The organism is Rhizobium sp. AAP116 (assembly GCF_001295785.1).
Lineage (GTDB): Bacteria > Pseudomonadota > Alphaproteobacteria > Rhizobiales > Rhizobiaceae > Allorhizobium.
In genome coordinates this window covers 59226-84325 of the sequence record NZ_LJIB01000020.1, presented here as the reverse complement: position 1 = coordinate 84325, position 25100 = coordinate 59226, and the positions used below count along the sequence as shown (strand labels likewise).

The window sequence follows — 25100 nt, the reverse complement described above, 5'->3', positions numbered from 1 at the left end:
GCCTAGCACAGCTTCACCTGTGAGGAAACCGCAAGATGCCCGCCATCAGGCGTGATGCGCGAGAAACCAGCGTATTTCCGGCCCCTCGAAGACGATCTCCAGCTGCTGCGACGGACGGATGCCCGAAACATCGGCGAAGAAGACATCTTCACCAATGGCGATTTCGCCGACCGGGATGGAGAAGGACCAGCTCTCGCCATCAGGAGCCACCAGCCTGATCTTCCGATCGTCGGAACGCTCGACGGTGATTGTCGGATGAACATGGAAACGCGCAATGACCTCTGCACCCGGCAGATTGGGAGTCGGCAGGCCGTCCGGCAACAGCAGGCGGTCCCGCCCGGCGATCTTGGTGCCCTGCTCGTTGATCCGGATCTCTCGCTCATGCAGGACACCGAAGCGCTTCACATAGCCGTCGTGCCGTGCCGACAGCCGGTCACTGCCATCGGGACCGGTCTGTCGTTCGACCTCGATTTTGGAGGGGCCCGACAGCATGATCGTGCCGAGGCGGGACGACTGCGCGATCCGCGCCGAGGAAACGTCACCAATGCACACGGTGCTATGGGCAGCCGTAGCACGCGCCAATTGACGGAGCCGCTCCCCTGCAAAGCGCGGTGAGCCGCTATTGATGAGGAAACGGTTTCGTCCAGAGGACAATTCGAACGAGAGACAACCGGCGTGGGCCGTGCTCGAAAGCCGCGCCGAGAGGGGTTTGCCTGTGTCGACCAGGATCGTCGTGTCACCACCGGAAAGCCGCTGATAGCCCCCATGCGGCAAGGCCTTGAAGGGCTGCCCAGCCGTTTCGTCATATCTGAGAACACTCATGAGATCGGTGGCCAGCGAGGAACTTGCACCGTTGAACAGAGCCACATCGCCGCTGCTGTGGCGGAAGAAACGCACGGCCGGGTACATGCGGTCGATGACCGGAATAAGCTTGGCGGGAACCTCATGACCGAGATTGATATAGCTTTGGCGCAGCGGCAGAAGGTCGAAAAGCAGATCGACAGAGGCCTGCGGATTGCGGGAGACATGGCTTCCATCCGCCAAAACCTGCCGCTCAAGCTCCCGGTCAAGCAACCGTCCCGCGCGGCGGACTGCCGCCGGACGCGCCTCGGCTGCGATCGACGCCATGGCGATGGCGATGCGCGCCTTGAGGCGCGGGAGACCGTCGGGCATCGAATCGGCACGGCGCTGAAGGTGGCGCACCTGCTGCCCAAGTGAGGACGTGAACCGACGGTAGAAGCCCGCATCGGCTTCGTGCAGCACGATCGGTGAATGCGAAAGCCAGCTGATGATCCGCCGGGACACGACCTCATTGTCCCAGGCGACACCCTTGCTACGGCCGCCATGCAGGCTGATCCACTGGTCCGTGATCCATCGCGCGTTGTCGCAGGCGGCAGCCGTCTTGTCGGCGCGAATATGGCGCAGCCAGCCAAAACCGTGCAGGCGGCGTGCAAACTGGACGGACGGCAGCTCCAGTTCGAAGGGAGATTGACCCCCGGTATCCAGAACACGCCCGGCGAGTGGAAAGCGCCCGTTGACGATCTCATCCGCCACAAACGAGTCGATCGCCCTGAGATCTGTCGGTGCCACGACGACTCGGTTTACGCGGAAAGCCCCGCGCTGCACCGCCGAAGGCATAACGATGGCAGCCGCCTGCCGCATGCGTCGCCAGGTTTCGGCGACGTGCAGCGAGATCAGTCGGGCGCGATCATTGATTCGCATAATGGTTCCTGTCACCAGATCATGATGATCCAGCCATTCCGGTTGTCCGAGCCCGAGCAATGCGAAGGGATAGGGCCTTCGGGCTCCTGGCGATGGGCACGAAATGACAAGTCATATCGCCGTGCCCCGGTCATGCGGAGCAACGGTCCACGTTCACGCAGACTTCCCAACAGGTTTATTGAGATATTAGTTAAGTTTTAGCAATGACCGCTGCGTAGAAGCCATCAAGTCCGCCATTTTCTCGAAGCATGTCGGGCGTGGTCCTGAACTCACCCTTGGCGGTGATCGCTGCTTCCAGCCCGAGCCAGTCGGCCGGATCGATCGACTGCAGGCGCAGGTCAGGGATCTCCGCCAACACCCGGGCAACAATCTCTTCGCCTTCGGAAGGGTCAATGGAGCAGTTGGAAAAGACCAGACGGCCACCCGATTTCAACAGTGTTACGGCGTGACGCAGCAACTTCTCCTGCAGCTCGGCGAGCTTGGCGATATCGGCCGCATTCTTCGTCCAGAGAACATCCGGGTGGCGACGCGTCGTACCGGTCGATGAACAGGGTGTATCGAGCAGGATCGCATCGAACGTCTCGTTCTCGTCGAGGTCGAGCAGGTTCGCACACCGGATTTCGACCGAAACTCCCAGGCGCTGGAGATTGGACTCCAGACGCTTCAGGCGCGACTTCGATTGCTCGACGGCCAGAACATCGCCGCCGGCGAGCACCAGCTGTGCCGTCTTGCCGCCAGGTGCGGCGCAAAGATCGGCAACCCGTTTTCCTGTGAGATCACCGAACAACTTTGCCGGAATCGCGGCGGCGGCATCCTGCACCCACCACTCACCATCCTCGAAACCTTCGAGCGCGGTCACCGATCCACGAAACCGCTCGAGACGGACACTGCCGGTCGGCAAAACCTGTCCGCCAAGCCGCGCAGCCCAGCCGGCTGCATCCGACTTTACGGTCAAATCGATCGTCGGGGACTCCAGCTGGGACGCAGCGATCGCAAGTGCTCGCTGATCACCATAGACTGCCGTCAGGCGCGCCATAAACCAATCCGGCATGCAGGGAAGATCATCCACGGCAGCGAGAAGCTCCGCCTTCTCACGACCGATGCGGCGAAGGATGGCATTCACCAGCTTCGAGAAACGACGGCTTCTGGGATCGCCATTGGCCTGCTCCACGGCAAGGTCAACAGCCGAATGATCGGGCACATCGAGATAGAGCATCTGCGCCGCAGCCACGATCAGAAGGTGATGCAGGGAGCGGGCACCGTCCGGCAGCGGGGTGTCGAGCAGTTCCGCGATAATCGCCTCGATGCGCGGCAGATGGCGCAGTGCGCTCTGAAGGATGGCCTTCACGAGGCCGCGATCGGCATCGTTCAACGGCAAAAATGCAGGATTGCCATGCTCTGAATCCAGCATGCCGTCGAGCGACGTTTTCCGATCAATTACGGCTGCCAGGATCCTGCTTGCGGCAATTCGGGCTTCGAGCCCCGGCTTCAAGGGCTGCCGAGAGGCATGATCTCCATGCTTCCTGTTGCCATTGTGCTTGCTTTTCGGTTTGCCCGTCGATGTGTCGTTCAAGACCATGGTCCCTTGGGTGGTTCGGCTTTACCGCGTCCCCAACCGGTGGTCGGAACAGAACGCGCAGTTCGCGTTGCCTTAACAGGGGCCTCAGGCGGCGTCGATCCCCCAGGCCGGATATCGCTCATGGCCATCAGCGCTTCGATGCGATTGCGCGTGTTGGGATGAGTCGAAAAGAGATTGTCCATCCGCTGACCGTTCAAGGGATTGATGATGAACATATGGGCGGTCGCCGGATTGCGCTCCGCCTCCACATTCTCGATGTGAGACGCGTCGCCGGCGATCTTCTGCAGGGCCGATGCGAGCCAGCGGGGCTGCCCGCAGATCTCCGCCCCGCGGCGGTCGGCCGCATATTCGCGCGTCCGGCTGATTGCCATCTGGACCAGCATGGCAGCCAGGGGGGCAACAATCATCGCGATGAGGACACCGACAAAGCCGAGCGGATTGTTGCGATCGTCACGCCCGCTGGAAAACAGGAAGGCGAAGTTCGACAGCATCGAGATCGCACCCGCCAGTGTGGCGGTGATGGTCATGGTGAGCGTGTCGCGGTTCTCGATATGGGCCAGCTCGTGGGCCATGACACCTGCGACCTCTTCCGGGCTGAGCCGCTGCAACAGTCCGGTGGAAGCAGCAACGGCTGCATTCTGCGGATTGCGCCCTGTCGCAAAGGCATTCGGCTGCGGGTTGTCGAAGACATAGACCTTTGGCATGGGCAGACCGGCATTGCGGGCCAGATCCCGCACCATGACGTAGAATTCGGGAGCCGTCCGCTCATCGACCTCCTGGGCGCGATAGGCGCGAAGCACCATCTTGTCAGAATTCCAATAGGAAAAGAAGTTCATGCCCGCGGCGATGACGAAGGCAATCATCATGCCGCCCCTGCCACCGATCAGGAAGCCAACGCCCATGAAGAGGGCGGTCATGAAGGCGAGCAGCATGGCAGTCCGCATGGTATTCATGTCGTGGTCCTCTAAAAGCAGCGCTCTTGGCAATTCTGTTGCCGTTTTCGCCTGTTGATTTAAAAAGCGCCGACCCCAATTTCAATGTTTGCGCATGAAATGCCGTCTCAGCAAAGGACGATGTGATGTCAGAAGATCGTGAAGCCGAAGTCAGTGTCGAAGAAATGCCGCGTGAACTGAGCCCGGCTGCGAAACGGGCACTCGCGGAAGCGGAGGAGCGACGCCGGAAGGAGGAGGCTCAGCAGATGCCGCCCGAAATTGGCGGACGCGGTGGTGCCGATCCTGCGCGCTTCGGAGATTGGGAGATCAAGGGTCGCGCGATCGATTTTTAAGGAATAATTACCCATTGATTTGCGTCAGATATCGGAATACATTCCTATAATGTTCCGATCAGCACTTGTTCCTTTGACAGTTTTCCTGATGCTGGCGTCCGAAGCGCCGGTAAGCGCATCCAGCCGCCAGATCGAAGGGCCTGTTACGGCCGAGGTCGTGAAGATCATCGATGGCGACACGGTCCTTGTGGAAGCAATGCCTTGGCCAGATCACAAGGTTAGCACCTATGTGCGCCTGCGCGGCATCGATGCGCCCGAGCTGCGGTCGAAATGCCCCGCCTTTCGTGAGGCGGCCCTTGAGGCGAAGAGCGAGCTCACGAGCCTGGTCGCGGGCGAGCGGATGGTGCAGTTGACCGCAATCTCCGGCGACAAGTATTTCGGCCGCGTAGTCGCCGATCTCAAATTGTCGAATGGCACTCGACCGGCGGAGCTTCTCCTACAGGCAGGTCTGGTCGAGCCCTATAACGGGCGGACGAAAAGCAAGCGGCCCTGCCCGAATGACTGACACGAAAAAGGGGCTCCCGGCGGAAGCCCCTCTTTTGATTGAGATCTGTATTGATCAGGCGATCTTGTTCTGGCGGTTCGCGATCAGGTCGTCCACGACAGCCGGATCGGCCAGCGTCGAGGTATCGCCAAGCGCGCCGAAATCGTCCTCGGCGATCTTGCGCAGAATGCGGCGCATGATCTTGCCCGAGCGCGTCTTCGGCAGACCAGGTGCAAACTGGATCTTGTCCGGCGTCGCGATCGGACCGATTTCCGTCCGCACATGCTTCACCAGATCGGCTCTGAGCGCATCATTGCCCTCGTGACCCGACATCAGGGTGACATAGCAATAGATGCCCTGGCCCTTGATGGTGTGTGGATAGCCGACGACGGCCGCTTCGGAAACGAGATGGTGCGAAACCAGAGCCGATTCGACTTCCGCCGTTCCCAGGCGGTGACCGGACACGTTCAGGACGTCGTCGACGCGGCCCGTGATCCAGTAATACCCGTCTTCGTCCCGGCGGCAGCCGTCACCCGTGAAGTACTTGCCCTTGTAGGTGGAGAAGTAGGTCTGCACATAACGGTCGTGGTCGCCATAAACAGAGCGTGCCTGACCAGGCCAGCTGTCGGTGATGCAGAGATTGCCGTCGGTCGCCCCCTCCAGAACATTGCCTTCATTGTCGACAAGCTCAGGCTTGATCCCGAAGAATGGCTTGGTTGCCGAACCCGGCTTGAGATTGGTCGCACCCGGCAGCGGCGTGATCATGATCCCGCCGGTTTCGGTCTGCCACCAGGTATCGACAACAGGCGACTTCTGCTCGCCGACGACGTTGTAATACCATTCCCAGGCTTCCGGATTGATCGGCTCGCCGACGGAACCCAAAAGACGGAGCGACGAACGGTCCGAACGCTTGACGAAATCGTCACCCGCACCCATCAGCGAGCGGATCGCGGTCGGGGCGGTGTAGAAGATGTTGACCTTGTGCTTCTCGATCACTTCCCAGAACCGTCCCTGATCGGGGAAGGTCGGAATGCCTTCGAACATCAGCGTCGTCGCGCAGTTCGAAAGCGGCCCGTAGACAATGTAGGAGTGCCCGGTGACCCAGCCGACATCGGCCGTACACCAGTAGACGTCCCCATCGTGATAGTCGAAGACATATTCATGCGTCATCGAGGCATAGACGAGGTAACCGCCCGTGGTGTGCATGACACCCTTCGGCTTGCCCGTTGAACCGGAGGTGTAGAGGATGAACAGCGGATCTTCTGCCTTCATCTTCACCGGCGGGCAGTCTGCCTTGACCGTATGCACTTCCTGGTGATGCCAGATGTCGCGGCCCGGTGCCCAGCCGATCTTGCCACCGGTGCGGCGCACGACCAGAACCTTGTTCACGATGACGTACTGCTTGGCGGCGATGTCGATCGCGATGTCGGTGTTTTCCTTGAGCGGCACCGGCTTGCCGCCGCGAACGCCCTCATCGCAGGTAATCACGAAGGTTGATTCGCAGTCGACGATACGGCCTGCGAGTGCTTCCGGCGAGAAGCCGCCGAAGACGACCGAATGGATGGCACCGATACGGGCGCAGGCCAGCATTGCATAGGCCGCTTCCGGAATCATCGGCATGTAGATGGTGACGCGATCACCCTTCTTGACGCCGTGCTTCTTCAAGACGTTCGCCATACGGCAAACATGCTCGTAGAGCTCGTTGTAGGTGATCTTCTTGTCGATATAGGGGTTGTCGCCTTCCCAGATGATGGCGGTCTGTTCGCCATGCGTCTTGAGGTGGCGGTCGATGCAGTTATAGGAGACGTTGGTGAGGCCGTCTTCGAACCACTTGACGGGAACCTTGCCCTTGAAGGACGTATTCTTGACCTTCGTATACGGCTTGAACCAGTCGATCCGCTTGCCGTGTTTGCCCCAGAACTTCTCGGGGTCCTCGATGCTCTCCTGATACCATTTCTGGTATTTGTCATCATCGATCAGGGCGCGGGTTTTTGCCGATTTCAGCACCGGATAGGTTTTGGCTGACATGAACTCCTCCTCATGTTGACGGGCCACTAATGGCGACCAGGACCGTCCTCCCCGGCCTATCGCCGCCATTCATAGCAGGTGCAACATGGCCAGCAATTAGACAAAGGTCATTCGTGACTTCGCGAATTGCAATTTCGTTACATAATCGCTATAAGGACGCCGAATTCCCGGAAATAGTGGTTTAAACCCACGGCCCGCGACAACCGGCGCGGACCCTCAGAAGGATTGTATCCATGGCCCAGACACTGCTCATGCCGAAGGCGACCGCTGTATGGCTCGTCGACAATACCGCGCTGTCATTCGATCAGATCGCGCAGTTCTGCAAGCTGCACCCGCTCGAGGTGAAGGCAATTGCAGACGGCGAAGCAGCTCAGGGCATCAAGGGCCTCGACCCGATCGCAACCGGCCAGCTCTCGCGCGACGAGATTGGCCGCGCTGAAAAGGACGTGAACTACAAGCTGAAGATTTCCGAGCCGAAGGTCCGCGTCCCCGACTCGAAGCGCCGCGGCCCGCGTTATACGCCGGTCTCGAAGCGTCAGGATCGTCCGAATGCCATCCTCTGGCTGGTTCGCAACCATCCGGAACTGAAGGACGCCCAGATCTCGCGTCTCGTCGGCACCACCAAGTCGACGATCGAGCAGATCCGCGAGCGCACGCACTGGAACTCGGCCAACCTCGCACCGATGGACCCGGTCACGCTTGGCCTCTGCAGCCAGATCGACCTCGATCTCGAAGTCGAAAAGGCATCGAAGGGTCGTCCGCTGCCGACCGCTGCCGAACTCGGCGCGACTCTGCAGTCTGCAAGCGAGACTGAAAACCTCGGCTTCGGCTACGAGCGCGAAGAAGAGAAGGAAATCGACGCCAACGCCGTCTTCGCCAAGCTGCAGTCGCTCAAGTCCGACCGCAAGAATGACGACGAAGACGACCAGTACTGATCAGAGATCGGTACAAGCGATGCACCCCGGCAGCCCAAGGCGGCCGGGGTTTTTTCTTGCCCGCCTGATGGTTCAGGCGCTTGCAACCGCTTTGGTGGATGCCGGGACCTGACCATGCGCCTGCAACACGGCGGTGATCTCGTCGAGGATCGCAGGATCGTCGATCGTCGCGGGCATCTTCCAGGGCAGACCGTCGGCGATCTTCTGCATCGTGCCACGCAGGATCTTGCCCGAGCGCGTCTTCGGCAGACGATCAACCATCAGTACCATCTTGAAAGCTGCCACTGGCCCGATTTCGTCGCGCACCAACTGAACGACTTCCTTGGCGATCACAGCATGGTCGCGATGCACATTCTTCTTCAGGATCAGGAAGCCGCAGGGGATCTGTCCCTTCAATTCGTCGGCAATCCCGATAACAGCGCATTCCGCCACATCGGGATGCATGGCGCAGACCTCTTCCATGGCACCGGTCGAGAGACGGTGACCAGCGCAATTGATGATATCGTCGGTCCGCGCCATGACGAAGACATAGCCGTCTTCGTCAATGACGCCGGCATCCGCCGTCTTGTAGTACCCGGGAAACTCTTCGAGGCAAGAGGCGCGAAAACGCTCGTCGGCATTCCAGAAGGTAACCAGACAACCCGGAGGAAGGGGAAGCTTCGCGACGATGTTTCCAAGCGTGCCAGGAGCGACCGGATGTCCTGCGTCGTCGAGCACGTCGAGCGTGTAACCCGGCATGGCCTTGGTTGGTGATCCGTGTTTCACGGGAAGCAGCCCCAGGCCCGCCGGGTTTGCGGCGATCGCCCAACCTGTTTCCGTCTGCCACCAATGGTCGATGACAGGTATCTTCAGGATCCGTTCCGCCCATTTCAGCGTCTCCGGGTCAGCCCGTTCGCCAGCCAGGAAGAGGGCGCGAAGACCGGAGATGTCATAGCGCGCGACATGTTCGCCCTCCGGATCGTCACGACGGATCGCGCGGAAGGCCGTCGGCGCCGTGAACAGCGCCTTCACATCGTGGTCGCTCACCACACGCCAGAAGGTGCCGGCATCCGGCGTGCCCACCGGCTTGCCCTCGAAGATCACGGTGGCATTGCCGGCCAAGAGCGGACCATAGACAATGTAGGAATGGCCGACGACCCATCCGATGTCGGAGGCGGCCCAGAAGACTTCTCCAGGCTTGACGCCGTAGATGTTCTTCATGGTCCAGTTGAGAGCGACCATATGGCCGCCATTGTCGCGCACCACGCCCTTGGGCTGACCGGTCGTTCCCGATGTATAGAGAACGTAAAGCGGGTCGGTCGCGGCCACCGGCACGCATTCGACAGACGAGCCGTTGATCTTTTCCTGTTCGATCGCCTGGGCCAGATCGACATCGCCATGCTCGTAGCGGAGCGGCGCGTGATACTGGTCGCGCTGCAAAATCAGGCAGTAATCGGGCTTCATCTTAGACATGTCGATTGCCTGGTCGAGCATCGGCTTGTAGGGAACGATACGTCCAGGCTCGAGACCGCAGCTCGCGCCGATAACCACTTTGGCGCCGGAATCGTCGATGCGGGTCGCGAGCTCATGCGCCGCAAAGCCGCCGAAGACCACGGAATGCACGGCGCCGATACGCGCGCAGGCAAGCATCGAGAAGACGGCTTCCGGGATCATCGGCATGTAGATGATGACCCTATCGCCCTTCGCGACGCCGTGATTGCGCAAGACGGCCGCAATCGCAGAGACTTCGGTCAGGACCTGGTCATAACTGTAACGCGCCGTTTGACCGGTCATCGGACTGTCGTAGATGACGGCCGTATCAGCACCACGCCCGGCTTCCACATGACGGTCGATGCAATTGTAGCAGGTATTGGTCTCTCCACCGGGAAACCAGCGACCATAGGTGCCTTGTGAGGCGTCGAAGACCGCCTCCGGCGCCTTGAACCAATGAACCTGTTCCGCAGCCGTGGCCCAGAAGCCCTCCGAATCTGCTGTCCAGGAATCGTAGATGTCCTGATAGCTCTCGCGCATGTCGATCCTCCCATGACAACGCTTGAGGCTTTCGCCTTTAGCATCATTTTAGGATCGACGAAGGAAGGAGGAAAGAGAGACCAAAGCGCTATGCCGAAGGTCTAAGGCAACTTAACGTGTGCCAAAAATTGCCGATCCGACTCTGACGCTCGTTGCTCCAAAGCCGATGGCGGTCTCGAAATCGCCGGACATGCCCATCGAAAGCTTCGAAAGCCCGTTTTCTTCGGCGAGTTTGGTAAGCAGAGCGAAATGCGGCCCGGGATTCTCATCGACCGGCGGGATGCACATGAGGCCCTCAACCTGCATTGCAAGTTCATCGCGGCAGAGCGTAACAAAGGACCCAACCTCATCGGGCGCAATGCCGGCCTTCTGAGGCTCGAGACCGGTGTTGACCTGGATGTAAAACCGTATCGACCGGCCCTGCCGCTTTGTCTCCTCTGCGAGCGCTCGGGCGATCTTCTCGCGATCGACTGTCTCGATGACATCGAACAGCGCGACAGCATCGGCTGCCTTGTTCGACTGAAGCGGGCCGATCAGATGCAGTTCGAGATCAGGAGTTTCCGCCTTCAGTTCAGGCCATTTCCCCTGGGCTTCCTGCACGCGGTTTTCCCCGAACACCCGCTGACCTTCGACAATCGTCGGGCGGATATGTTCGGCATCGAAGGTCTTGGAAACCGCGACGAGTGAAATAGAATCCGGCTCACGACCGGCCTCCTGTGCAGCCTTTGCGATTTTGCCCCGGACGTCCTGGAGCCGCTCTTCAACCGACATGCCCAACCCTCGTTTTCATCTGCCCGATATCTGGTGTCATCAGATCGTTCGGCAAGGGGTTAAAGGCAGGCTGCGGCCATGGCAAGCGCTTGGCGGGAAAGGCCTTGCGAATGCCTCAAAAACTTGACGCTTGGCCGGTTTCATGATGAAGGTCGGCCCTCTCTTTTTGATGCTATTCCCGGAAATGCGATCCATGGCTACCGAACGTTACAATCCGCGCGACGCCGAGCCCCGTTGGCAGGCGAAATGGTCCGAAGACAAGGTCTTCGAGACCGACAATGCTGACCCGCGCGAGAAATACTACGTGCTTGAGATGTTCCCCTACCCGTCGGGACGCATCCATATGGGCCATGTCCGCAACTATGCGATGGGCGATGTCGTCGCGCGCTACAAACGCGCACGGGGCTACAATGTGCTGCATCCGATGGGCTGGGACGCCTTCGGCATGCCGGCGGAAAACGCCGCGATGAAGAACAAGGTCCACCCCAAGGCCTGGACCTATGAGAACATCGCGACCATGCGCGGTCAGCTGAAGTCGATGGGTCTGTCGCTGGACTGGTCGCGCGAATTCGCGACCTGCGATGTCGATTACTACCATCGCCAGCAGCACCTCTTCCTGGACTTCCTGGAAAAGGGCCTGGTCTATCGCAAGAATTCGAAGGTCAACTGGGACCCGGAAGACATGACCGTGCTCGCTAACGAGCAGGTCATCGATGGCCGTGGATGGCGCTCCGGCGCGCTGGTCGAACAGCGGGAACTGACCCAGTGGTTCTTCAAGATCACCGACTTCAGCCAGGACCTGCTCGACGCGCTCGACAAACTCGATAACTGGCCGGAAAAGGTCCGGTTGATGCAGAAGAACTGGATTGGCCGCTCGGAAGGCATGGCCATCCGCTGGGAAGTCGCCTCCGGCAGCGAAGCCGGCGAAGTGACCGTTTACACCACCCGGCCCGATACCCTATTTGGCGCATCTTTCCTGGCAATCGCCGCTGATCACCCCTTGGCCAAGGAAGCCGCCGCGCGCGACGCAGCCGTAGACGCCTTCTGCCAGGAATGCCGCCATGCCGGCACGTCGCTCGCAGCACTGGAGACGGCCGAGAAGAAGGGCATCGACACCGGTATCCGCGTGAAGCACCCGCTCGATCCAAGCTGGGAGTTGCCGGTCTATGTCGCGAACTTCGTGCTCATGGAATACGGCACGGGCGCGATCTTCGGCTGCCCCTCCGGCGACCAGCGCGACCTCGATTTCGCCCGCAAGTATGACCTGCCCGTCGTCCCTGTCGTTATGCCGAGGGATGGTGACGCCGCAAGCTTTGCAGTCGGCGACACCGCGTTCACCGATGACGGCGTGATGATCAATTCGCGCTTCCTGGATGGGCTCTCCACAGCGGAAGCCTTCGAAGACGTCGCAAACCGCCTTTCGTCCCAGCAGCTCAACGGCACGCCGCAGGGCGAGCGCAAGGTCAATTTCCGCCTGCGCGACTGGGGTATCTCCCGCCAGCGCTATTGGGGCTGCCCGATCCCGGTCATTCACTGCGACGATTGCGGCGTCGTGCCGGTCCCGAAGAAGGACTTGCCGGTCAAGCTTCCTGACGACGTGAGCTTCGACAAGCCGGGCAATCCTCTCGACCGTCACGCGACCTGGCGACACGTTGCCTGCCCCCACTGCGGCAAAGACGCCCGTCGCGAGACGGACACCATGGATACCTTCGTCGATTCGAGCTGGTATTTCGCGCGTTTCACGGCACCCTGGGAGGACAATCCGACGGATCCCGCCGTTGCCAACCGCTGGCTGCCGGTCGACCAGTATATCGGCGGCATTGAGCACGCGATCCTGCACCTGCTCTATTCGCGCTTCTTCACGCGCGCCATGCGCGAAACCGGTCATCTCGATCTGAAGGAACCCTTCAAGGGCCTCTTCACGCAGGGCATGGTCGTGCACGAAACCTACAGCATCGGCGAAGGTCTGCAGCGCGAATGGGTCGCCCCGGCAGATCTGCGTATCGAAGAGACCGATGGTGCACGTCGCGCGTTCCTGCTCAGCAATGGTCAGGAAGCCAGGATCGGCTCGATCGAAAAGATGTCGAAGTCGAAGAAGAATGTCGTCGATCCCGATGACATCATCGGCTCCTACGGTGCCGATACCGCCCGCTTCTTCGTTCTCTCAGACTCGCCGCCGGATCGTGACGTCATCTGGTCGGAATCCGGCGTCGAGGGCGCACACCGCTTCATTCAACGCGTCTGGCGTCTCGTGTCGGAAGCTGCCGAGCGGTTGAAGTCCGTACCTTCGAATCCGGCTAAGGACGGCGACGGACTGGTAATCTCGCAGGCGGCGCACAAGACCTTGAAGGCTGTCCAGGGTGACCTCGACAAGCTGGCCTTCAACAAGGCGATTGCGCGCATCTACGAACTGGTCAATGCGCTGGCTGCACCGCTGACGAATGTTGCGGCAGGGCAGGGAGATGCAGCTTACGTTGCAGCTGCCCGCAATGCGGCGGAGATCCTGGTACATCTGATCGCGCCAATGACGCCGCATCTCGCCGAGGAATGCTGGTCGGTCCTCGGCAACGAGGGGCTGATCGGCAAGACAGACTGGCCTCAGTTCGACGAGGCGCTGGTAGCCGAGAACGAGATCGTTCTACCGGTGCAGATCAACGGTAAGAAGCGTGCCGAATTGACAATCGCGCGCGACGCAGACCAAAATGCTGTGCAGGAAGCCGTCCTCGCCCTCGACGCCGTAAAGGCCGTTCTCAATGGCCAGGCCCCGAAGAAGATCATCGTTGTCCCGCTAAGGATCGTGAACATTGTCCTCTGAATTCAAGCCTTCCAAGCTGCTTCGGCGCTCGGTTCTGATCGGCGCGGCTCTGCTGATGGCGGGCTGCCAGGCTCGTCCGCTCTATCAGGACACCAATGGCGAAACCCGCGGCGCATTGGCTGCGATCGCCTATTCCGAAGCGACCAGCCGCATCGGCCTCGAGACGCGCAACCGATTGATCTTCTTGACTAGTGGCGGTGACGAAACGAAGACCCCGGAATATCGGGTCGACCTGACTGTCAGCGGTGGTGTCGAGGGTATTCTTCTCGATGAAACCTCCGATACGGCAAACTCGGGTCGAGCCGTTGTCATGGGCACTTATACGCTGAAGCGGATATCGGACGACACGGTGCTGAAGACAGGCCGTCGTTCGGGCGTAGCTCTCTTCGATTATCCGCGCCAAGAGTTCGCAAAGCTCCGTGCCGTGCGTGACGCGGAGACACGGGCCGCCCGCGAGCTTGCTGAAATCATCTATGCCGATCTTGCCATGGCTCTCGGTCGCTGATCTGCGGCCATGGTTGAGGTCAAATCGCATGAATTCGAAGGGTTCCTGGCCAAATCGGCCAGGCACTATCGGATGTTCGTTATCTACGGACCTGATCGTGGACTCGTTGCAGAGCGCGCCTCACAGGTTGCAAAGACAACCGGTGTTGATCTCAACGACGGCTTTGCACTGATCCGTCTGGATGCCTCCGACATCCAATCTGATCCGGGTCGCCTCATCGACGAGGTCAACGCCTTCGGGCTGTTCGGCGGTGAGAAGCTGATTTGGGTTCGAGGCGCCGCCAACGAGAAACAGTTGGTCGATGGTTTGGCGCATCTCGCGGCACATCCACCCGAGGGCAGCTATCTTCTGATCGAAGCCGGTGACCTCAAGAAGGGGTCAGCACTTCGCAAGGTCGCCGAGGGAGAGCGCAGCATCGCCTGCATCGCCTGCTACCAGGATGATGCACGAGCGCTGAATAGCCTGATCGACGCGGAACTGGCGGCTGCCAATTTGCGCATTACGCCGGCAGCACGCGAACTTCTGCTGGAATCGATTGGTGGCGATCGGATTGCGTCTCGCAATGAAATACAGAAGCTGGTCCTCTACTGCATGAAGGACGAGTTGATCGACGAGAACCATGTGCTCGAGATCGTTGGCGATGCGAGCGCAGTATCGACTGACGAAGTGGTCGATGCCGTTTTGTCAGGCGATCCTGATGGATTTCTCCATGCCGTCCAGAAGGTCATTGCCTCCAAGACCGCTGTCTTCCTCGTCCTGCAGGGCACGATGAAACAGATGCAGCTGCTGGAAACCATGCGCCTGGAGATGGAAGAGCGCCAGCAGCAGGCTTCGCAGGTCATGCAGACGCATGGGCGGGGAATTCACTTCAAGCGCAAACCGATAATCGAGAAAGCGTTACGGAACTGGAACAGTTCTGAGCTGGCCCGGGAAAGCGCAAGACTGAACGCCGCGATCCTCCAGAGCCGCCAGAACGCGCAGCTTGAAGACAATCTGGCAATCCAGACGCTTCTTGCGACAACGCTTCAGTCAGCTCGAAGGAATCGCCGCGCCTGATCAGCGTGCTTCGAGCAAGCGGCAGATCTCTTCGAGCTGATCGAGCGTCTTGTAATTGATCTTCAACTGACCGCCGCCGCCCTTGTGGTTGATCGACACGGATAATCCGAGGCGATCTGAGAGGCTGCGCTCCAGGGCGATGGTATCGGAATCCTTGGATTCACGCACATCCGCGGGCGCAGGGGACTGCTGTGCCTTGATATGGTTCTGCGCCAGCTTCTCGGCATCGCGAACGGAAAGACCCTTCTGGGCGATCGTCTTGGCAAGAACGAGGGGATCCGGAGTGGACACAAGCGCGCGCGCATGACCCGCTGAGAGGCTGCCATCAGCCAGCATGTCCCGAACCGGATCAGGGAGTTTCAACAGTCGAAGACTGTTGGCAACATGGCTGCGGCTCTTGCCGATGATCTCACCCAGATCATTCTGGGTATAGCCATGTTCGGCGATGAGCTGCTCGTAGCCAAGAGCTTCTTCCAGCGGATTGAGATCGGCGCGCTGAACGTTTTCGACGATCGCCAGCTCAAGTGCTGTCCGGTCATCGACATCGCGAACGATGACGGGGATCTCAACGAGGCCGGCGAGTTGTGCCGCGCGCCAGCGACGTTCGCCGGCAATGATTTCGTAGCGATCGCTGCTCGTGGTCCGTACGACGACAGGTTGAACGATCCCGTGCTGGCGAATGGATCCGGCCAGATCCTGAAGTTCGGCCTCGTCGAAATACCGGCGAGGGTTCTTGGGGCTACGGGCCACGAATTCGATCGGAACGGTCCGGTCCGCGCTAACGGTCGGGCGCGCCTCGCCGACGGGAACTGGCTGATCCATCTCGCCGATCAGCGCTGCAAGTCCACGCCCGAGGCGCCGTTTCGATACGTCTTCGCTCATACTCACACCCTTGTACGAAGATTAGGCGGCTTTACGCTGCCGTTCGCGCTGAATGACTTCCGAAGCCAGCTGCAGATAGGCCTGGCTGCCGGCGCATTTGAGATCATAAAGGATAGCCGGCTTACCATAAGACGGCGCCTCGGATACCCGCACATTCCGCGGAATAAGCGTAGCGTAAACCTTCTCGCCGAGATGCTCCCGCACATCGCTAACGACCTGCTGCGCGAGATTGTTGCGGGAATCGAACATCGTCAGCACGATACCCTGGATATCGAGGGTCGGATTCACCGTCTGACGCACTTGGTTGATGGTGTCGAGCAGCTGGCTGAGACCTTCGAGCGCAAAGAACTCGCACTGCAAAGGCACCAGAACCGAATGCGCCGCCGCCATGGCATTCATCGTCAAAAGGTTGAACGAGGGCGGGCAGTCGAGCAGCACATAGCTGTAAGCGCGCGCATCATCCTGGTTGAGGGCTCTTCTCAGACGAAAGACCCGATCCGCCTGCTGCGAGATTTCCATTTCGAAACCGAGCAGGTCCATCGTTGATGGGACGATCGAGAGGTTCGGCACAGCCGTTTCGAGGACCGCTTCGCTGACCGAATGGGTCCCGATCAGCACATCGTAGGAAGACAGGCGCCGGTCACGACGATCGATACCGAGGCCGGTACTGGCATTTCCCTGCGGGTCCAGGTCAACGATGAGCACACGCTCTCCGATCGCCGCCAGGGCTGTCGCCAGGTTGATCGCTGTCGTGGTCTTGCCCACGCCACCCTTTTGGTTGGCGATGGTAATGATGCGGTTTTTCTCGAGACTCATTTGGCACCCGAACCGTTAAACCCTGCGCGTCAGAGAGGTGATCTCCAAGATCACGGAATCTGCCTCGACAACGCTTTGATGTTTTACCAGATCGAAGTCCCAGCGACCACGCGCTTTATCGATCTCGGACTGGTAATCCCGACCTTTATGGAAGATCAACTTGAGATTTGGATTGGCAAGTGCCCAGGGATGGGCGTAAGCGAACAGCAAATCAAGTTCGGCAAGTGCACGCGCGGATATGAAGTCGGGCGCGGGAAGCTTCGAAGAGGCATCCTCGATCCGGAGAGGGTGGACGGACGCCCGAGCACCTGTCTCCAAAATCGCCGTCCGCAGGAAGCCACACTTCTTATTGTTGCTTTCGACGAGATCGACCCATCCAGCTTGGCTTTCCGCCAGGGTGATCGCCGTGATGATACCCGGAAATCCCCCGCCGCTTCCGAGATCGATCCACTGGCCCGGAGTCGGCACAATGTTTCGGAGTTGCAACGAGTCCGCAATATGCCGCGTCCATAGCTGTTCCAGCGTCGAAGGCGCTATGAGATTGATTCTAGCAGCCCATTTCAGAAAGAGGTTGGCAAAGCGATCAAGGCGCTCCTGCGTTTCACGTGAAACATCGATTCCATAAGGAGCACTTTTCGTTCTTTGCATATCAGGATGCCAATTTATTAACTTGGGTTTTGCGCAGGTGGGCGACAAGCAAAGCGACAGCCGCAGGAGTCATCCCTTCGAGCCGACTTGCCTGGGCAATATTGCGGGGCTTTCTGGCAATCAACTTGGCCTTCAGCTCATTAGAGAGACCAGATAACACCGAATAGTCGAAATCATCGGGAATCACGCGCTCTTCCTCGGCCCGCAAGCCTTCGATATCCGCCGACTGCCTTTCAAGGTAGACATGGTAGAGACAATCGATCTCGACGGCGGTTGCGATCTTCGCATCCGTGGACTTTAGTTCAGGCCAGACTTGAACAACCTGATCCCAGCTTATGTCCGGATAGGACAGGATCTCTCGAGCCGAACGACGACGACCATCCTGGTTGATCGCAACTCCGGCGATAGCCATCTCATTAGGCGAGGCGGTAAGCGCTCCAAGCTGTTCATACAGCCCTTCCCGCTGAGCGCGATAAGTCTCAAATTTTCTGGCCCGTTCAGAAGATACGCAACCAAGCTCAATGCCATAGGGCGTAAGCCGCATGTCGGCATTGTCAGCCCTCAACGACAACCGATACTCGGCCCGCGAGGTAAACATACGATAGGGCTCTGCAACGCCGCGCGATGTCAGGTCATCGATCATTACGCCGATATAAGAATTCGTACGGCTGAAGGAGAGACCGCTTTCACCGGCCGCGAGCCGGGCTGCGTTGATCCCTGCCAGCAAGCCTTGAGCCCCGGCCTCTTCATAACCAGTTGTACCATTGATCTGACCAGCGAGATACAAACCCTTCATACCTTTCACTGCCAGAGATAGGTCCAGCTGCTGTGGATCGACATAGTCATACTCGATGGCATAACCGGGCTGGAGGATTCGGACATTCTCGAGGCCTGGGATCGACCGTATGAACAGCTCCTGGACATCCTCCGGCAGCGAGGTCGAGATTCCGTTCGGATAGATGGTGTCGTCATCCAATCCTTCCGGCTCGAGAAAGATCTGATGACCATCACGATCGCCGAAGCGATTGATCTTGTCCTCAATGGACGGACAATACCGCGGACCGACACCTTCGATTTGGCCGGAATACATGGCAGAGCGGTGGATGTTCTCCCGGATGATCCGATGGGTTTCAGTCGTCGTTCGCGTGATGCCGCAAGCGATCTGTGGCGTAGTGACCGTTTCCGTCATGAATGAGAATGGGATGGGATTCTCATCCGCTTCCTGAACTTCAAGCTCGTCCCAGCGGATCGTTTTGCGATCGAGGCGCGCCGGGGTCCCGGTCTTGAGGCGACCAAGCTTCAGGCCCAACGCTGCCAAGTCATCGCTGACACCCAGGGCAGGGGCCTCGCCAACACGGCCAGCAGCGATCTTTTTGTCACCGATGTGGATCAGACCGTTGAGAAAGGTACCGGTTGTCAAGACGACTGCTGCAGCACGAAGCTGCAGCCCGTCACCAAGGATCACGCCATTTATTTCGGTAGAGTCACGAACAAATCCCACCACGCCACCTTCGATGATGTCGAGATTAGGAATGTCCGCGAGCAGACGCTGAACAGCCCGTCGATAGAGCTTTCGATCCGCCTGCGTGCGCGGCCCCCAAACAGCCGGGCCCTTCTTCCGGTTCAGCATACGAAACTGAATGCCGCCCTCGTCCGCCGCGCGACCCATGATGCCGTCAAGCGCATCAATCTCACGGACAAGATGCCCTTTTCCCAAGCCGCCGATCGCCGGATTGCAGGACATGACGCCGATTGTTTCAGCCTTGTGGGTCACGAGCGCGGTTTTTGCACCCATGCGTGCAGCCGCTGCGGCTGCTTCGGTACCGGCATGACCACCACCAACAACAATTACATCGAAATGTCTCTTAGACATGATCGCGATACAGCCTGTTTCACGTGAATCACTTGCCGACACAGAATTCGGAGAAGATTTTACCCAGAAGCGTTTCGGTATCGATTCGACCGGTCACTCGCGCCAATTCGACGGACGCCAATCGCAATTCTTCGGCACGGATCTCGAGAGGTAACAAAATGCCCTCCAGCGCGGACGCAAGATGTCTCGACGCCAACCGAAGGCGCTCTGCATGCCTCAAACGACTGGGAATTGCAAGACTCTCGACCTGCGTATGGCTACGCACTGCATCGAGCAGCCGATCTCTCAGGACATCAAGCCCTTCTCCTGAAGCGGACGACACGTGGAAAGCGCAAGCAGAATTAGGCACTAGATCGCTGGCAAGGTCGCTTTTCGTCCCGATACACAGTGTGGGGCGGTCGAAATCTATCGGCTGCGCTTTCGGCTGCTCGGACAGATCGATCAGATGCAGAACAAGATCAGCATCATTGATCGTCCGGAAGGCACGACGGATCCCCTCCTGCTCAACCAGATCGTCTGTGTCTCTGAGACCAGCAGTATCGGAGAGTTCAAACTTGTATCCGTCGATGTCCAGTTCACAGCGAACAACATCGCGCGTCGTACCGGCTACAGGTGTCACAATTGCCACGTCGCGCTGCGCCAACGCATTCAACAGGCTTGATTTCCCGGCATTCGGCAGGCCGGCAAGGGCCACCTTGAAACCATCACGGATGATCTCGCCGGCTCGAAGATTGCCGATTGCCCGGTCCACCTGTGACTTTAGCTCGCCGACGTCGGCCCAGATACGATCGGACACCGAACCTGGAATGTCGCCCTCGTCACTGAAGTCCAGTTCTGCTTCGAGCATGGCGCGTACGAATACAAGTTTCTCACGCCATTCGTCGTAGACAGCGGACAGATGACCATTGGCCTGTTCACCCGCAAGTCTTCTCTGCATCTCGGTCTCGGCGCTAAGGAGATCGGCGAGACCTTCGACCTCGACAAGATCCATCTTGCCGTTTTCAAACGCGCGTTTCGAGAACTCTCCGGCTTCGGCCAATCTAATCCCGTTGAATCCGGCTAATGATCGAAGTGCCGCGTTCACAACGGCGCGGCCACCATGCAGATGCAATTCCACACAGTCCTCACCGGTGAAGGAATTGGGTGCTGGGAAAACGAGAACAAGACCCCGATCAAGAAACTCACCGCTCGTGGTCCGCAATGTCCGCAGGGCTGCCAGGCGCGGTTCGGGCAGTGAGCCAACCATCTGACTGACAGCTTCGAAGCTGCTAGGACCACTGACCCTGATAACAGCAACGCCGGCGGGTAAACCGCCGGACGCAAGAGCACAAATCGTATCGGAACGAGCGGTCACGAGATCACTCACAGGCGAAGCCTGAGGCTGCCGGCCGAAACCGGCACCACATCAGGTGTTCATCGAGTCGAAGAAGTCGCCGTTGTTCTTCGTCTGCTTGAGTTTGTCGATGAGGAATTCGATGGCATCGGTCGTGCCCATCGGCGCAAGAATACGGCGCAGAACGAAAATCTTCTGGAGATCCTGGCGCGGGACCAACAGATCTTCCTTACGCGTACCGGACTTGAGGATGTCCATGGCCGGGAAGATGCGCTTGTCCGCGACCTTGCGATCGAGAACGATTTCCGAGTTACCGGTGCCCTTGAACTCTTCGAAGATGACTTCGTCCATACGGCTACCAGTGTCGATCAGTGCCGTTGCGATGATCGTCAGCGAACCGCCTTCTTCGATGTTGCGCGCTGCACCGAAGAAGCGCTTCGGGCGCTGCAATGCATTGGCATCGACACCACCGGTCAAGACTTTGCCGGACGACGGCACAACGGTGTTGTAGGCGCGGCCGAGGCGCGTGATGGAATCGAGCAGAATAACGACGTCTCGGCCATGTTCGACAAGACGCTTGGCCTTCTCGATGACCATTTCCGCCACCTGAACGTGACGAACGGCAGGCTCGTCGAAGGTCGAAGACACGACTTCACCGCGGACCGAACGCTGCATGTCAGTCACTTCTTCCGGACGTTCGTCGATCAGAAGGACGATCAGATAACATTCCGGATGGTTGGCCGTGATCGAATGCGCGATATTCTGGAGAATGACCGTCTTACCGGTGCGCGGTGGTGCGACGATCAGACCACGCTGGCCTTTGCCGAGTGGCGCCACGAGATCGATGACACGTGCAGACAGGTCCTTCGACGTCGGAACATCGAGTTCCATCTTGAAGCGCTCGTTCGGATAGAGCGGCGTCAGGTTGTCGAAATGCACCTTGTGGCGGATCTTTTCGGGATCCTCGAAATTGATCGTGTTGACCTTCAGCAGCGCGAAATAGCGTTCGCCTTCCTTCGGTCCCCGGATTGGACCCTCGACGGTATCACCGGTCTTCAGCGAGAAGCGGCGGATCTGTGAGGGCGAAATGTAGATATCGTCAGGGCCTGGGAGATAGTTCGCATTGGCCGAACGCAGGAAACCGAAGCCATCCTGCAGTACTTCCACCACGCCTTCGCCGATGATCTCAACATCCTGGCTCGCCAGCATCTTCAGGATCGCAAACATCAGCTCCTGCTTGCGCATCGTGCTCGCGTTTTCAACTTCGAGCGATTCAGCAAAGGTCAGGAGATCGGTCGGCGATTTGCTTTTGAGTTCTTGTAGCTTCATTTCAGCCATGAAGAGGGACCACGTCAGATAGAATTTTCAAGGGGAACGGCGAGCTGGTGGAATTCGGTACGATCGCGAGAGCCGCAAATGACTGAATAGTACGCAAGCCAAGGGAGGAAGTAGCGCGAAAATAGCGACTCGCGGATTCGACCGCAAGCGAAAAGCCGGCACCACCGAAAATAATGCGTGATCGTACCGAGATCAGAAGGGCTTCACGACCGCAAGAACCACAATCAGGATCATCAGCAGGGTCGGGGCCTCGTTCATCATGCGCCAGTAACGCGGCGTTCCCACGTAGTCGCCACGCCCGAACGATTTGACAGCCTTGGCGAAATAGCCGTGAACGCCGGACAATGCGACAACGGCTGCGATCTTGGCATGCAGCCAACCACCCTGGAACGCAAAAACCTGCCAGGCCAGATACAATCCCAGAATCCAGGAAACGACCATCGCCGGCGTCATGATCACCTTCATCAGCCTGGTTTCCATGACGGCAAACGTTTTTGCCTGCTGTGACGATGGATCACAGTCCGAATGATAGATGAACAGTCGCGGCAGGTAGAGCATGCCTGCCATCCACGAGATGATCGCGATGACATGCAGCGCTTTGATCCAGGGGTAAGCCTGATCTGGTCCGGCCAGCATGATACCGGCACCGACGATCCCGAAAAACACGAGAGCTGTCGCAGCCTTTCTCGCTGCGCGCATCCCGGGCTTGTCGTCGATCTGCTTTTCCATGGTTAGCCGAAACTCCGAACCTGGGCGACGAGTTCGGTCACATGCTGCGGATCAGCCTGCGGCGTAATCCCGTGGCCAAGATTGAAGATCAGCGGTCCATGGCCGAGTGCCTGGAGGATCGCATCGATCCCGTCCTTGAGCGCTACACCGCCGGCCACCACACGCATCGGATCGAGGTTACCTTGAACAGGACCATCCTTCTGCAGCTCCACAGCAAAGCTCAAGGGAACCGACCAATCGAGACCAATGGCGTCAGCACGGGTGTCCTGGCGATAATTCTTCAACAAGATGCCGGCGCCCTTGGCAAAGGCGATCACCTTCGCCTGAGGACGACGCGACTTGACCGAGTCGATGATGCGGCGAACGGGCCGCACGGCGAAAGCCTCGAATTCTGCCTCGCCCAGAACACCTGCCCAGGAATCGAAGATCTGCACGGCGTCTGCACCGGCATCGATCTGCGCGACGAGGTAGTCGGCGGAGACATCGGCGAGAAAATCGAGGAGACGGGCAAAAACCTCCGGATGACGATAGGCGAAGAGACGGGCAGGCGCCTGGTCGGGTGTGCCATGTCCAGCGATCATGTAGGTCGCCACCGTCCAGGGAGCCCCACAGAAGCCAAGCAGGGTGGTTTCGTTGGGCAGTGCCCCACGCAGCCGTGAAACCGTCTCCATGACCGGCGTGAGGTGATCCAGGACGCCTTCCTGCGAAAGCGCCAGCATGCCGTCCGTGTCGATGGGGTCCATCTGCGGACCATGGCCTTCAGTGAAGGTCACGTTGCGATGAAGCGCATCCGGGATGACCAGAATATCCGAAAACAGGATGGCCGCATCAAAGCCGTATCGGCGGATCGGTTGAAGGGTCACCTCCGTCGCATACTCGGGGGAGTAACAGAGATCGAGAAAGCTCCCGGCCTTCTTCCGTGTTTCCCGATACTCCGGGAGATAACGGCCTGCTTGTCTCATGAGCCAGATGGGCGGTGGCGTGACCGTTTTCCCATTCAGAACGTCGAGGACTTTTCGGTTCGGCGTGCTCAAGGCTCAAGCCCTTTCAAAAAAGAAAAGAGATATTGAATCTTCTTCTATTTCTAAGAGTCTCTGACTATCAAGGATTAATCGACGATCACAGCTTGTTCGCAATCCGGGATTTCAGTCGATAGTCGAGGCCACCAAGTTCGCTCCGGCTCTGGGATAATGGGGATAACTGCAAATTAACCCGTGATTCCATGGATTTGCGATCCGGACAGAATCCGGGTTAACGGAGGAGGAGGAGTCGAAATGCGAAGAACGATCTTCTGTCATTACCGTAATTCACAGCCCCCTGGAATCGAGAGCCTCTCGGGGTCCAATTGTGGATAAATCGGCACTTTTCCCGTCCCTGATCCGCCCCGCCCGCCGTGGCCTCTGTTTATCCCAGACTATCAACAGGGTGCGGTGAAGAACGTGGAGAACCGGAAAAACTTCTTCCATCTCCACCTGATTTCTGACTCAACGGGGGAAACTCTGATCTCGGCAGGCCGAGCAGCAGCCGCGCAATTTCGCGGTTCCAATGCCATCGAGCATGTTTATCCCCTGATCCGCAGCAAGAAACAGATCAAGGCGTTGATCGATGCGCTCGATCGCGAACCCGGTATCGTGCTCTACACGATCGTCGACCAGGATCTCGCAGCACTTGTCGAAACGGGATGTCATGAACTGGGCTTGCCCTGCGTCAACGTGCTGGCCCCGATCATCGAGAAGTTTCAGGACTATCTGGGTGCGCCGTCCCGCGGCCGCGTCGGTGCTCAGCATGTTCTGAACGCCGAATATTTCGCACGCATTGAAGCGTTGAATTTCACCATGGACCATGACGATGGCCAGGCGCCGGAGGATTATGATCAGGCCGATGTCGTGATCATCGGCATCAGCCGCACCTCCAAGACCCCTACGAGCATCTATCTCGCCAACCGCGGCATCAAGACCGCGAACTTGCCGATCGTCCCGGGCGTTCCGCTGCCCGACGGATTGCTGAAAGCAACACGGCCTCTGATCGTTGGGCTCATCGCCACGTCGGATCGGATTTCCCAGGTTCGCGAGAACCGGGTCCTTGGCGCGACAACCGGCTATGACCGCAGCGAGTATGTCGACCGGGCCTCAATCACGGAGGAGCTGAAATATGCCCGCTCGCTGTGTGCGCGCAACAACTGGCCTCTGATCGACGTGACGCGCCGGTCGATCGAGGAGACGGCGGCGGCGATTGTTGCTCTGCGTCCCAAGCCGCGCTAATTCAGGACACTACCATCACGAAGGTCTCAG

At 58.9% G+C, this 25100-nt stretch carries 21 protein-coding genes; 7 read left to right on the top strand and 14 right to left on the bottom strand.

The annotated features are described in order from the left end of the window. Window positions 1–45 precede the first annotated feature (45 nt). The 3 genes from IP85_RS12620 to htpX all read right to left on the bottom strand — a co-directional run bounded on the left by IP85_RS12620 (window position 46) and on the right by htpX (window position 4254). On the bottom strand, window positions 46–1722 hold the full coding sequence (locus IP85_RS12620; RefSeq protein ID WP_054150032.1) for a heparinase II/III family protein: 1677 nt from the start codon (window positions 1720–1722) through the stop codon (window positions 46–48). Between the two features lie 190 nt (window positions 1723–1912). Further along, window positions 1913–3301, bottom strand: a complete 1389-nt coding sequence (locus tag IP85_RS12615; RefSeq protein ID WP_054150031.1) for a transcription antitermination factor NusB — start codon at window positions 3299–3301, stop codon at window positions 1913–1915. Beyond that, window positions 3292–4254 (bottom strand): zinc metalloprotease HtpX, encoded by a 963-nt coding sequence (htpX, locus tag IP85_RS12610; RefSeq protein WP_054150030.1) that lies wholly within the window; start codon window positions 4252–4254, stop codon window positions 3292–3294. The genes IP85_RS12615 and htpX overlap by 10 nt, the downstream gene beginning before the upstream one ends. 125 nt (window positions 4255–4379) lie before the next feature. On the opposite strand from htpX, the gene IP85_RS12605 reads away from it, so the two are divergent. Both IP85_RS12605 and IP85_RS12600 read left to right on the top strand, forming a co-directional pair. Continuing rightward, complete coding sequence (locus IP85_RS12605) at window positions 4380–4586, top strand: DUF1674 domain-containing protein (protein WP_054150029.1); 207 nt, start codon at window positions 4380–4382, stop codon at window positions 4584–4586. A gap of 88 nt (window positions 4587–4674) precedes the next feature. Beyond that, a complete protein-coding gene (locus IP85_RS12600; RefSeq protein WP_245280862.1) occupies window positions 4675–5091 on the top strand; it encodes a thermonuclease family protein in 417 nt (138 codons plus the stop codon). Between the two features lie 54 nt (window positions 5092–5145). Here the strand turns inward: IP85_RS12600 and acs are convergent, their stop codons facing one another. Continuing rightward, the gene (gene acs, locus IP85_RS12595; RefSeq protein WP_054150027.1) at window positions 5146–7098 is read right to left on the bottom strand and encodes an acetate--CoA ligase; all 1953 of its coding nucleotides are present in this window, start codon (window positions 7096–7098) and stop codon (window positions 5146–5148) included. A gap of 233 nt (window positions 7099–7331) precedes the next feature. Between acs and IP85_RS12590 the strand changes: the two genes are divergently transcribed. Continuing rightward, window positions 7332–8033, top strand: coding sequence for a DUF1013 domain-containing protein (locus IP85_RS12590; protein ID WP_054150026.1), 702 nt, complete (start codon window positions 7332–7334; stop codon window positions 8031–8033). Between the two features lie 72 nt (window positions 8034–8105). Here the strand turns inward: IP85_RS12590 and IP85_RS12585 are convergent, their stop codons facing one another. Continuing rightward, the gene (locus IP85_RS12585) at window positions 8106–10043 is read right to left on the bottom strand and encodes a propionyl-CoA synthetase (RefSeq protein WP_054150025.1); all 1938 of its coding nucleotides are present in this window, start codon (window positions 10041–10043) and stop codon (window positions 8106–8108) included. A 111-nt stretch (window positions 10044–10154) separates the two neighbouring features. Beyond that, window positions 10155–10814 carry a YggS family pyridoxal phosphate-dependent enzyme gene (locus tag IP85_RS12580; RefSeq protein WP_054150024.1) on the bottom strand — a complete coding sequence of 220 codons (660 nt, stop codon included), beginning with the start codon at window positions 10812–10814 and terminating at the stop codon, window positions 10155–10157. A gap of 193 nt (window positions 10815–11007) precedes the next feature. On the opposite strand from IP85_RS12580, the gene leuS reads away from it, so the two are divergent. From leuS to holA, 3 genes are read left to right on the top strand one after another with little or no spacing between them, the layout of a single operon-like run. Continuing rightward, window positions 11008–13629, top strand: coding sequence for a leucine--tRNA ligase (leuS, locus tag IP85_RS12575; protein WP_054150079.1), 2622 nt, complete (start codon window positions 11008–11010; stop codon window positions 13627–13629). Further along, complete coding sequence (locus tag IP85_RS12570; protein WP_054150023.1) at window positions 13619–14134, top strand: hypothetical protein; 516 nt, start codon at window positions 13619–13621, stop codon at window positions 14132–14134. The genes leuS and IP85_RS12570 overlap by 11 nt, the downstream gene beginning before the upstream one ends. Before the next feature lie 9 nt (window positions 14135–14143). Beyond that, on the top strand, window positions 14144–15190 hold the full coding sequence (gene holA / locus IP85_RS12565) for a DNA polymerase III subunit delta (RefSeq protein WP_054150022.1): 1047 nt from the start codon (window positions 14144–14146) through the stop codon (window positions 15188–15190). Here the strand turns inward: holA and IP85_RS12560 are convergent, their stop codons facing one another. The 8 genes from IP85_RS12560 to hemE all read right to left on the bottom strand — a co-directional run bounded on the left by IP85_RS12560 (window position 15191) and on the right by hemE (window position 23843). Next, window positions 15191–16072, bottom strand: coding sequence for a ParB/RepB/Spo0J family partition protein (locus tag IP85_RS12560; RefSeq protein ID WP_054150021.1), 882 nt, complete (start codon window positions 16070–16072; stop codon window positions 15191–15193). 21 nt (window positions 16073–16093) lie between these two features. Beyond that, entirely contained in the window at window positions 16094–16888 is a 795-nt protein-coding gene (locus IP85_RS12555; protein WP_054150020.1) for a ParA family protein, read from the bottom strand. Between the two features lie 15 nt (window positions 16889–16903). Beyond that, window positions 16904–17536, bottom strand: coding sequence for a 16S rRNA (guanine(527)-N(7))-methyltransferase RsmG (gene rsmG / locus IP85_RS12550; protein ID WP_054150019.1), 633 nt, complete (start codon window positions 17534–17536; stop codon window positions 16904–16906). A 1-nt stretch (window position 17537) separates the two neighbouring features. Then, window positions 17538–19409: a tRNA uridine-5-carboxymethylaminomethyl(34) synthesis enzyme MnmG gene (gene mnmG / locus IP85_RS12545; protein WP_054150018.1), complete on the bottom strand. Its 1872-nt coding sequence runs from the start codon at window positions 19407–19409 to the stop codon at window positions 17538–17540. Window positions 19410–19437: 28 nt separating this feature from the next. Further along, complete coding sequence (mnmE, locus tag IP85_RS12540) at window positions 19438–20763, bottom strand: tRNA uridine-5-carboxymethylaminomethyl(34) synthesis GTPase MnmE (RefSeq protein ID WP_054150017.1); 1326 nt, start codon at window positions 20761–20763, stop codon at window positions 19438–19440. Window positions 20764–20814: 51 nt separating this feature from the next. Further along, on the bottom strand, window positions 20815–22080 hold the full coding sequence (gene rho, locus IP85_RS12535) for a transcription termination factor Rho (protein WP_085942900.1): 1266 nt from the start codon (window positions 22078–22080) through the stop codon (window positions 20815–20817). A gap of 192 nt (window positions 22081–22272) precedes the next feature. After that, window positions 22273–22809 carry a protoporphyrinogen oxidase HemJ gene (gene hemJ, locus IP85_RS12530; RefSeq protein ID WP_054150016.1) on the bottom strand — a complete coding sequence of 179 codons (537 nt, stop codon included), beginning with the start codon at window positions 22807–22809 and terminating at the stop codon, window positions 22273–22275. A gap of 2 nt (window positions 22810–22811) precedes the next feature. After that, window positions 22812–23843: a uroporphyrinogen decarboxylase gene (hemE, locus tag IP85_RS12525; RefSeq protein WP_054150015.1), complete on the bottom strand. Its 1032-nt coding sequence runs from the start codon at window positions 23841–23843 to the stop codon at window positions 22812–22814. A gap of 405 nt (window positions 23844–24248) precedes the next feature. Between hemE and IP85_RS12520 the strand changes: the two genes are divergently transcribed. After that, window positions 24249–25070: a pyruvate, water dikinase regulatory protein gene (locus tag IP85_RS12520; RefSeq protein ID WP_054150078.1), complete on the top strand. Its 822-nt coding sequence runs from the start codon at window positions 24249–24251 to the stop codon at window positions 25068–25070. The last annotated feature ends 30 nt before the right edge of the window (window positions 25071–25100 follow it).

Excerpts from the sequence above, each read along its gene's own strand:
- IP85_RS12605 (WP_054150029.1), top strand. The coding sequence starts at position 4,380 with ATGTCAGAAGATCGTGAAGCCGAAGTCAGTGTCGAAGAAATGCCGCGT.
- IP85_RS12585 (WP_054150025.1), bottom strand. The coding sequence starts at position 10,043 with ATGCGCGAGAGCTATCAGGACATCTACGATTCCTGGACAGCAGATTCG.
- IP85_RS12580 (WP_054150024.1), bottom strand. The coding sequence starts at position 10,814 with ATGTCGGTTGAAGAGCGGCTCCAGGACGTCCGGGGCAAAATCGCAAAG.
- IP85_RS12615 (WP_054150031.1), bottom strand. The coding sequence starts at position 3,301 with ATGGTCTTGAACGACACATCGACGGGCAAACCGAAAAGCAAGCACAAT.
- IP85_RS12600 (WP_245280862.1), top strand. The coding sequence starts at position 4,675 with ATGCTGGCGTCCGAAGCGCCGGTAAGCGCATCCAGCCGCCAGATCGAA.
- leuS (WP_054150079.1), top strand. The coding sequence starts at position 11,008 with ATGGCTACCGAACGTTACAATCCGCGCGACGCCGAGCCCCGTTGGCAG.
- rsmG (WP_054150019.1), bottom strand. The coding sequence starts at position 17,536 with ATGCAAAGAACGAAAAGTGCTCCTTATGGAATCGATGTTTCACGTGAA.
- acs (WP_054150027.1), bottom strand. The coding sequence starts at position 7,098 with ATGTCAGCCAAAACCTATCCGGTGCTGAAATCGGCAAAAACCCGCGCC.
- holA (WP_054150022.1), top strand. The coding sequence starts at position 14,144 with ATGGTTGAGGTCAAATCGCATGAATTCGAAGGGTTCCTGGCCAAATCG.
- IP85_RS12590 (WP_054150026.1), top strand. The coding sequence starts at position 7,332 with ATGGCCCAGACACTGCTCATGCCGAAGGCGACCGCTGTATGGCTCGTC.
- IP85_RS12555 (WP_054150020.1), bottom strand. The coding sequence starts at position 16,888 with ATGAGTCTCGAGAAAAACCGCATCATTACCATCGCCAACCAAAAGGGT.
- mnmG (WP_054150018.1), bottom strand. The coding sequence starts at position 19,409 with ATGTCTAAGAGACATTTCGATGTAATTGTTGTTGGTGGTGGTCATGCC.
- hemJ (WP_054150016.1), bottom strand. The coding sequence starts at position 22,809 with ATGGAAAAGCAGATCGACGACAAGCCCGGGATGCGCGCAGCGAGAAAG.
- htpX (WP_054150030.1), bottom strand. The coding sequence starts at position 4,254 with ATGAATACCATGCGGACTGCCATGCTGCTCGCCTTCATGACCGCCCTC.
- IP85_RS12620 (WP_054150032.1), bottom strand. The coding sequence starts at position 1,722 with ATGCGAATCAATGATCGCGCCCGACTGATCTCGCTGCACGTCGCCGAA.
- IP85_RS12560 (WP_054150021.1), bottom strand. The coding sequence starts at position 16,072 with ATGAGCGAAGACGTATCGAAACGGCGCCTCGGGCGTGGACTTGCAGCG.
- rho (WP_085942900.1), bottom strand. The coding sequence starts at position 22,080 with ATGGCTGAAATGAAGCTACAAGAACTCAAAAGCAAATCGCCGACCGAT.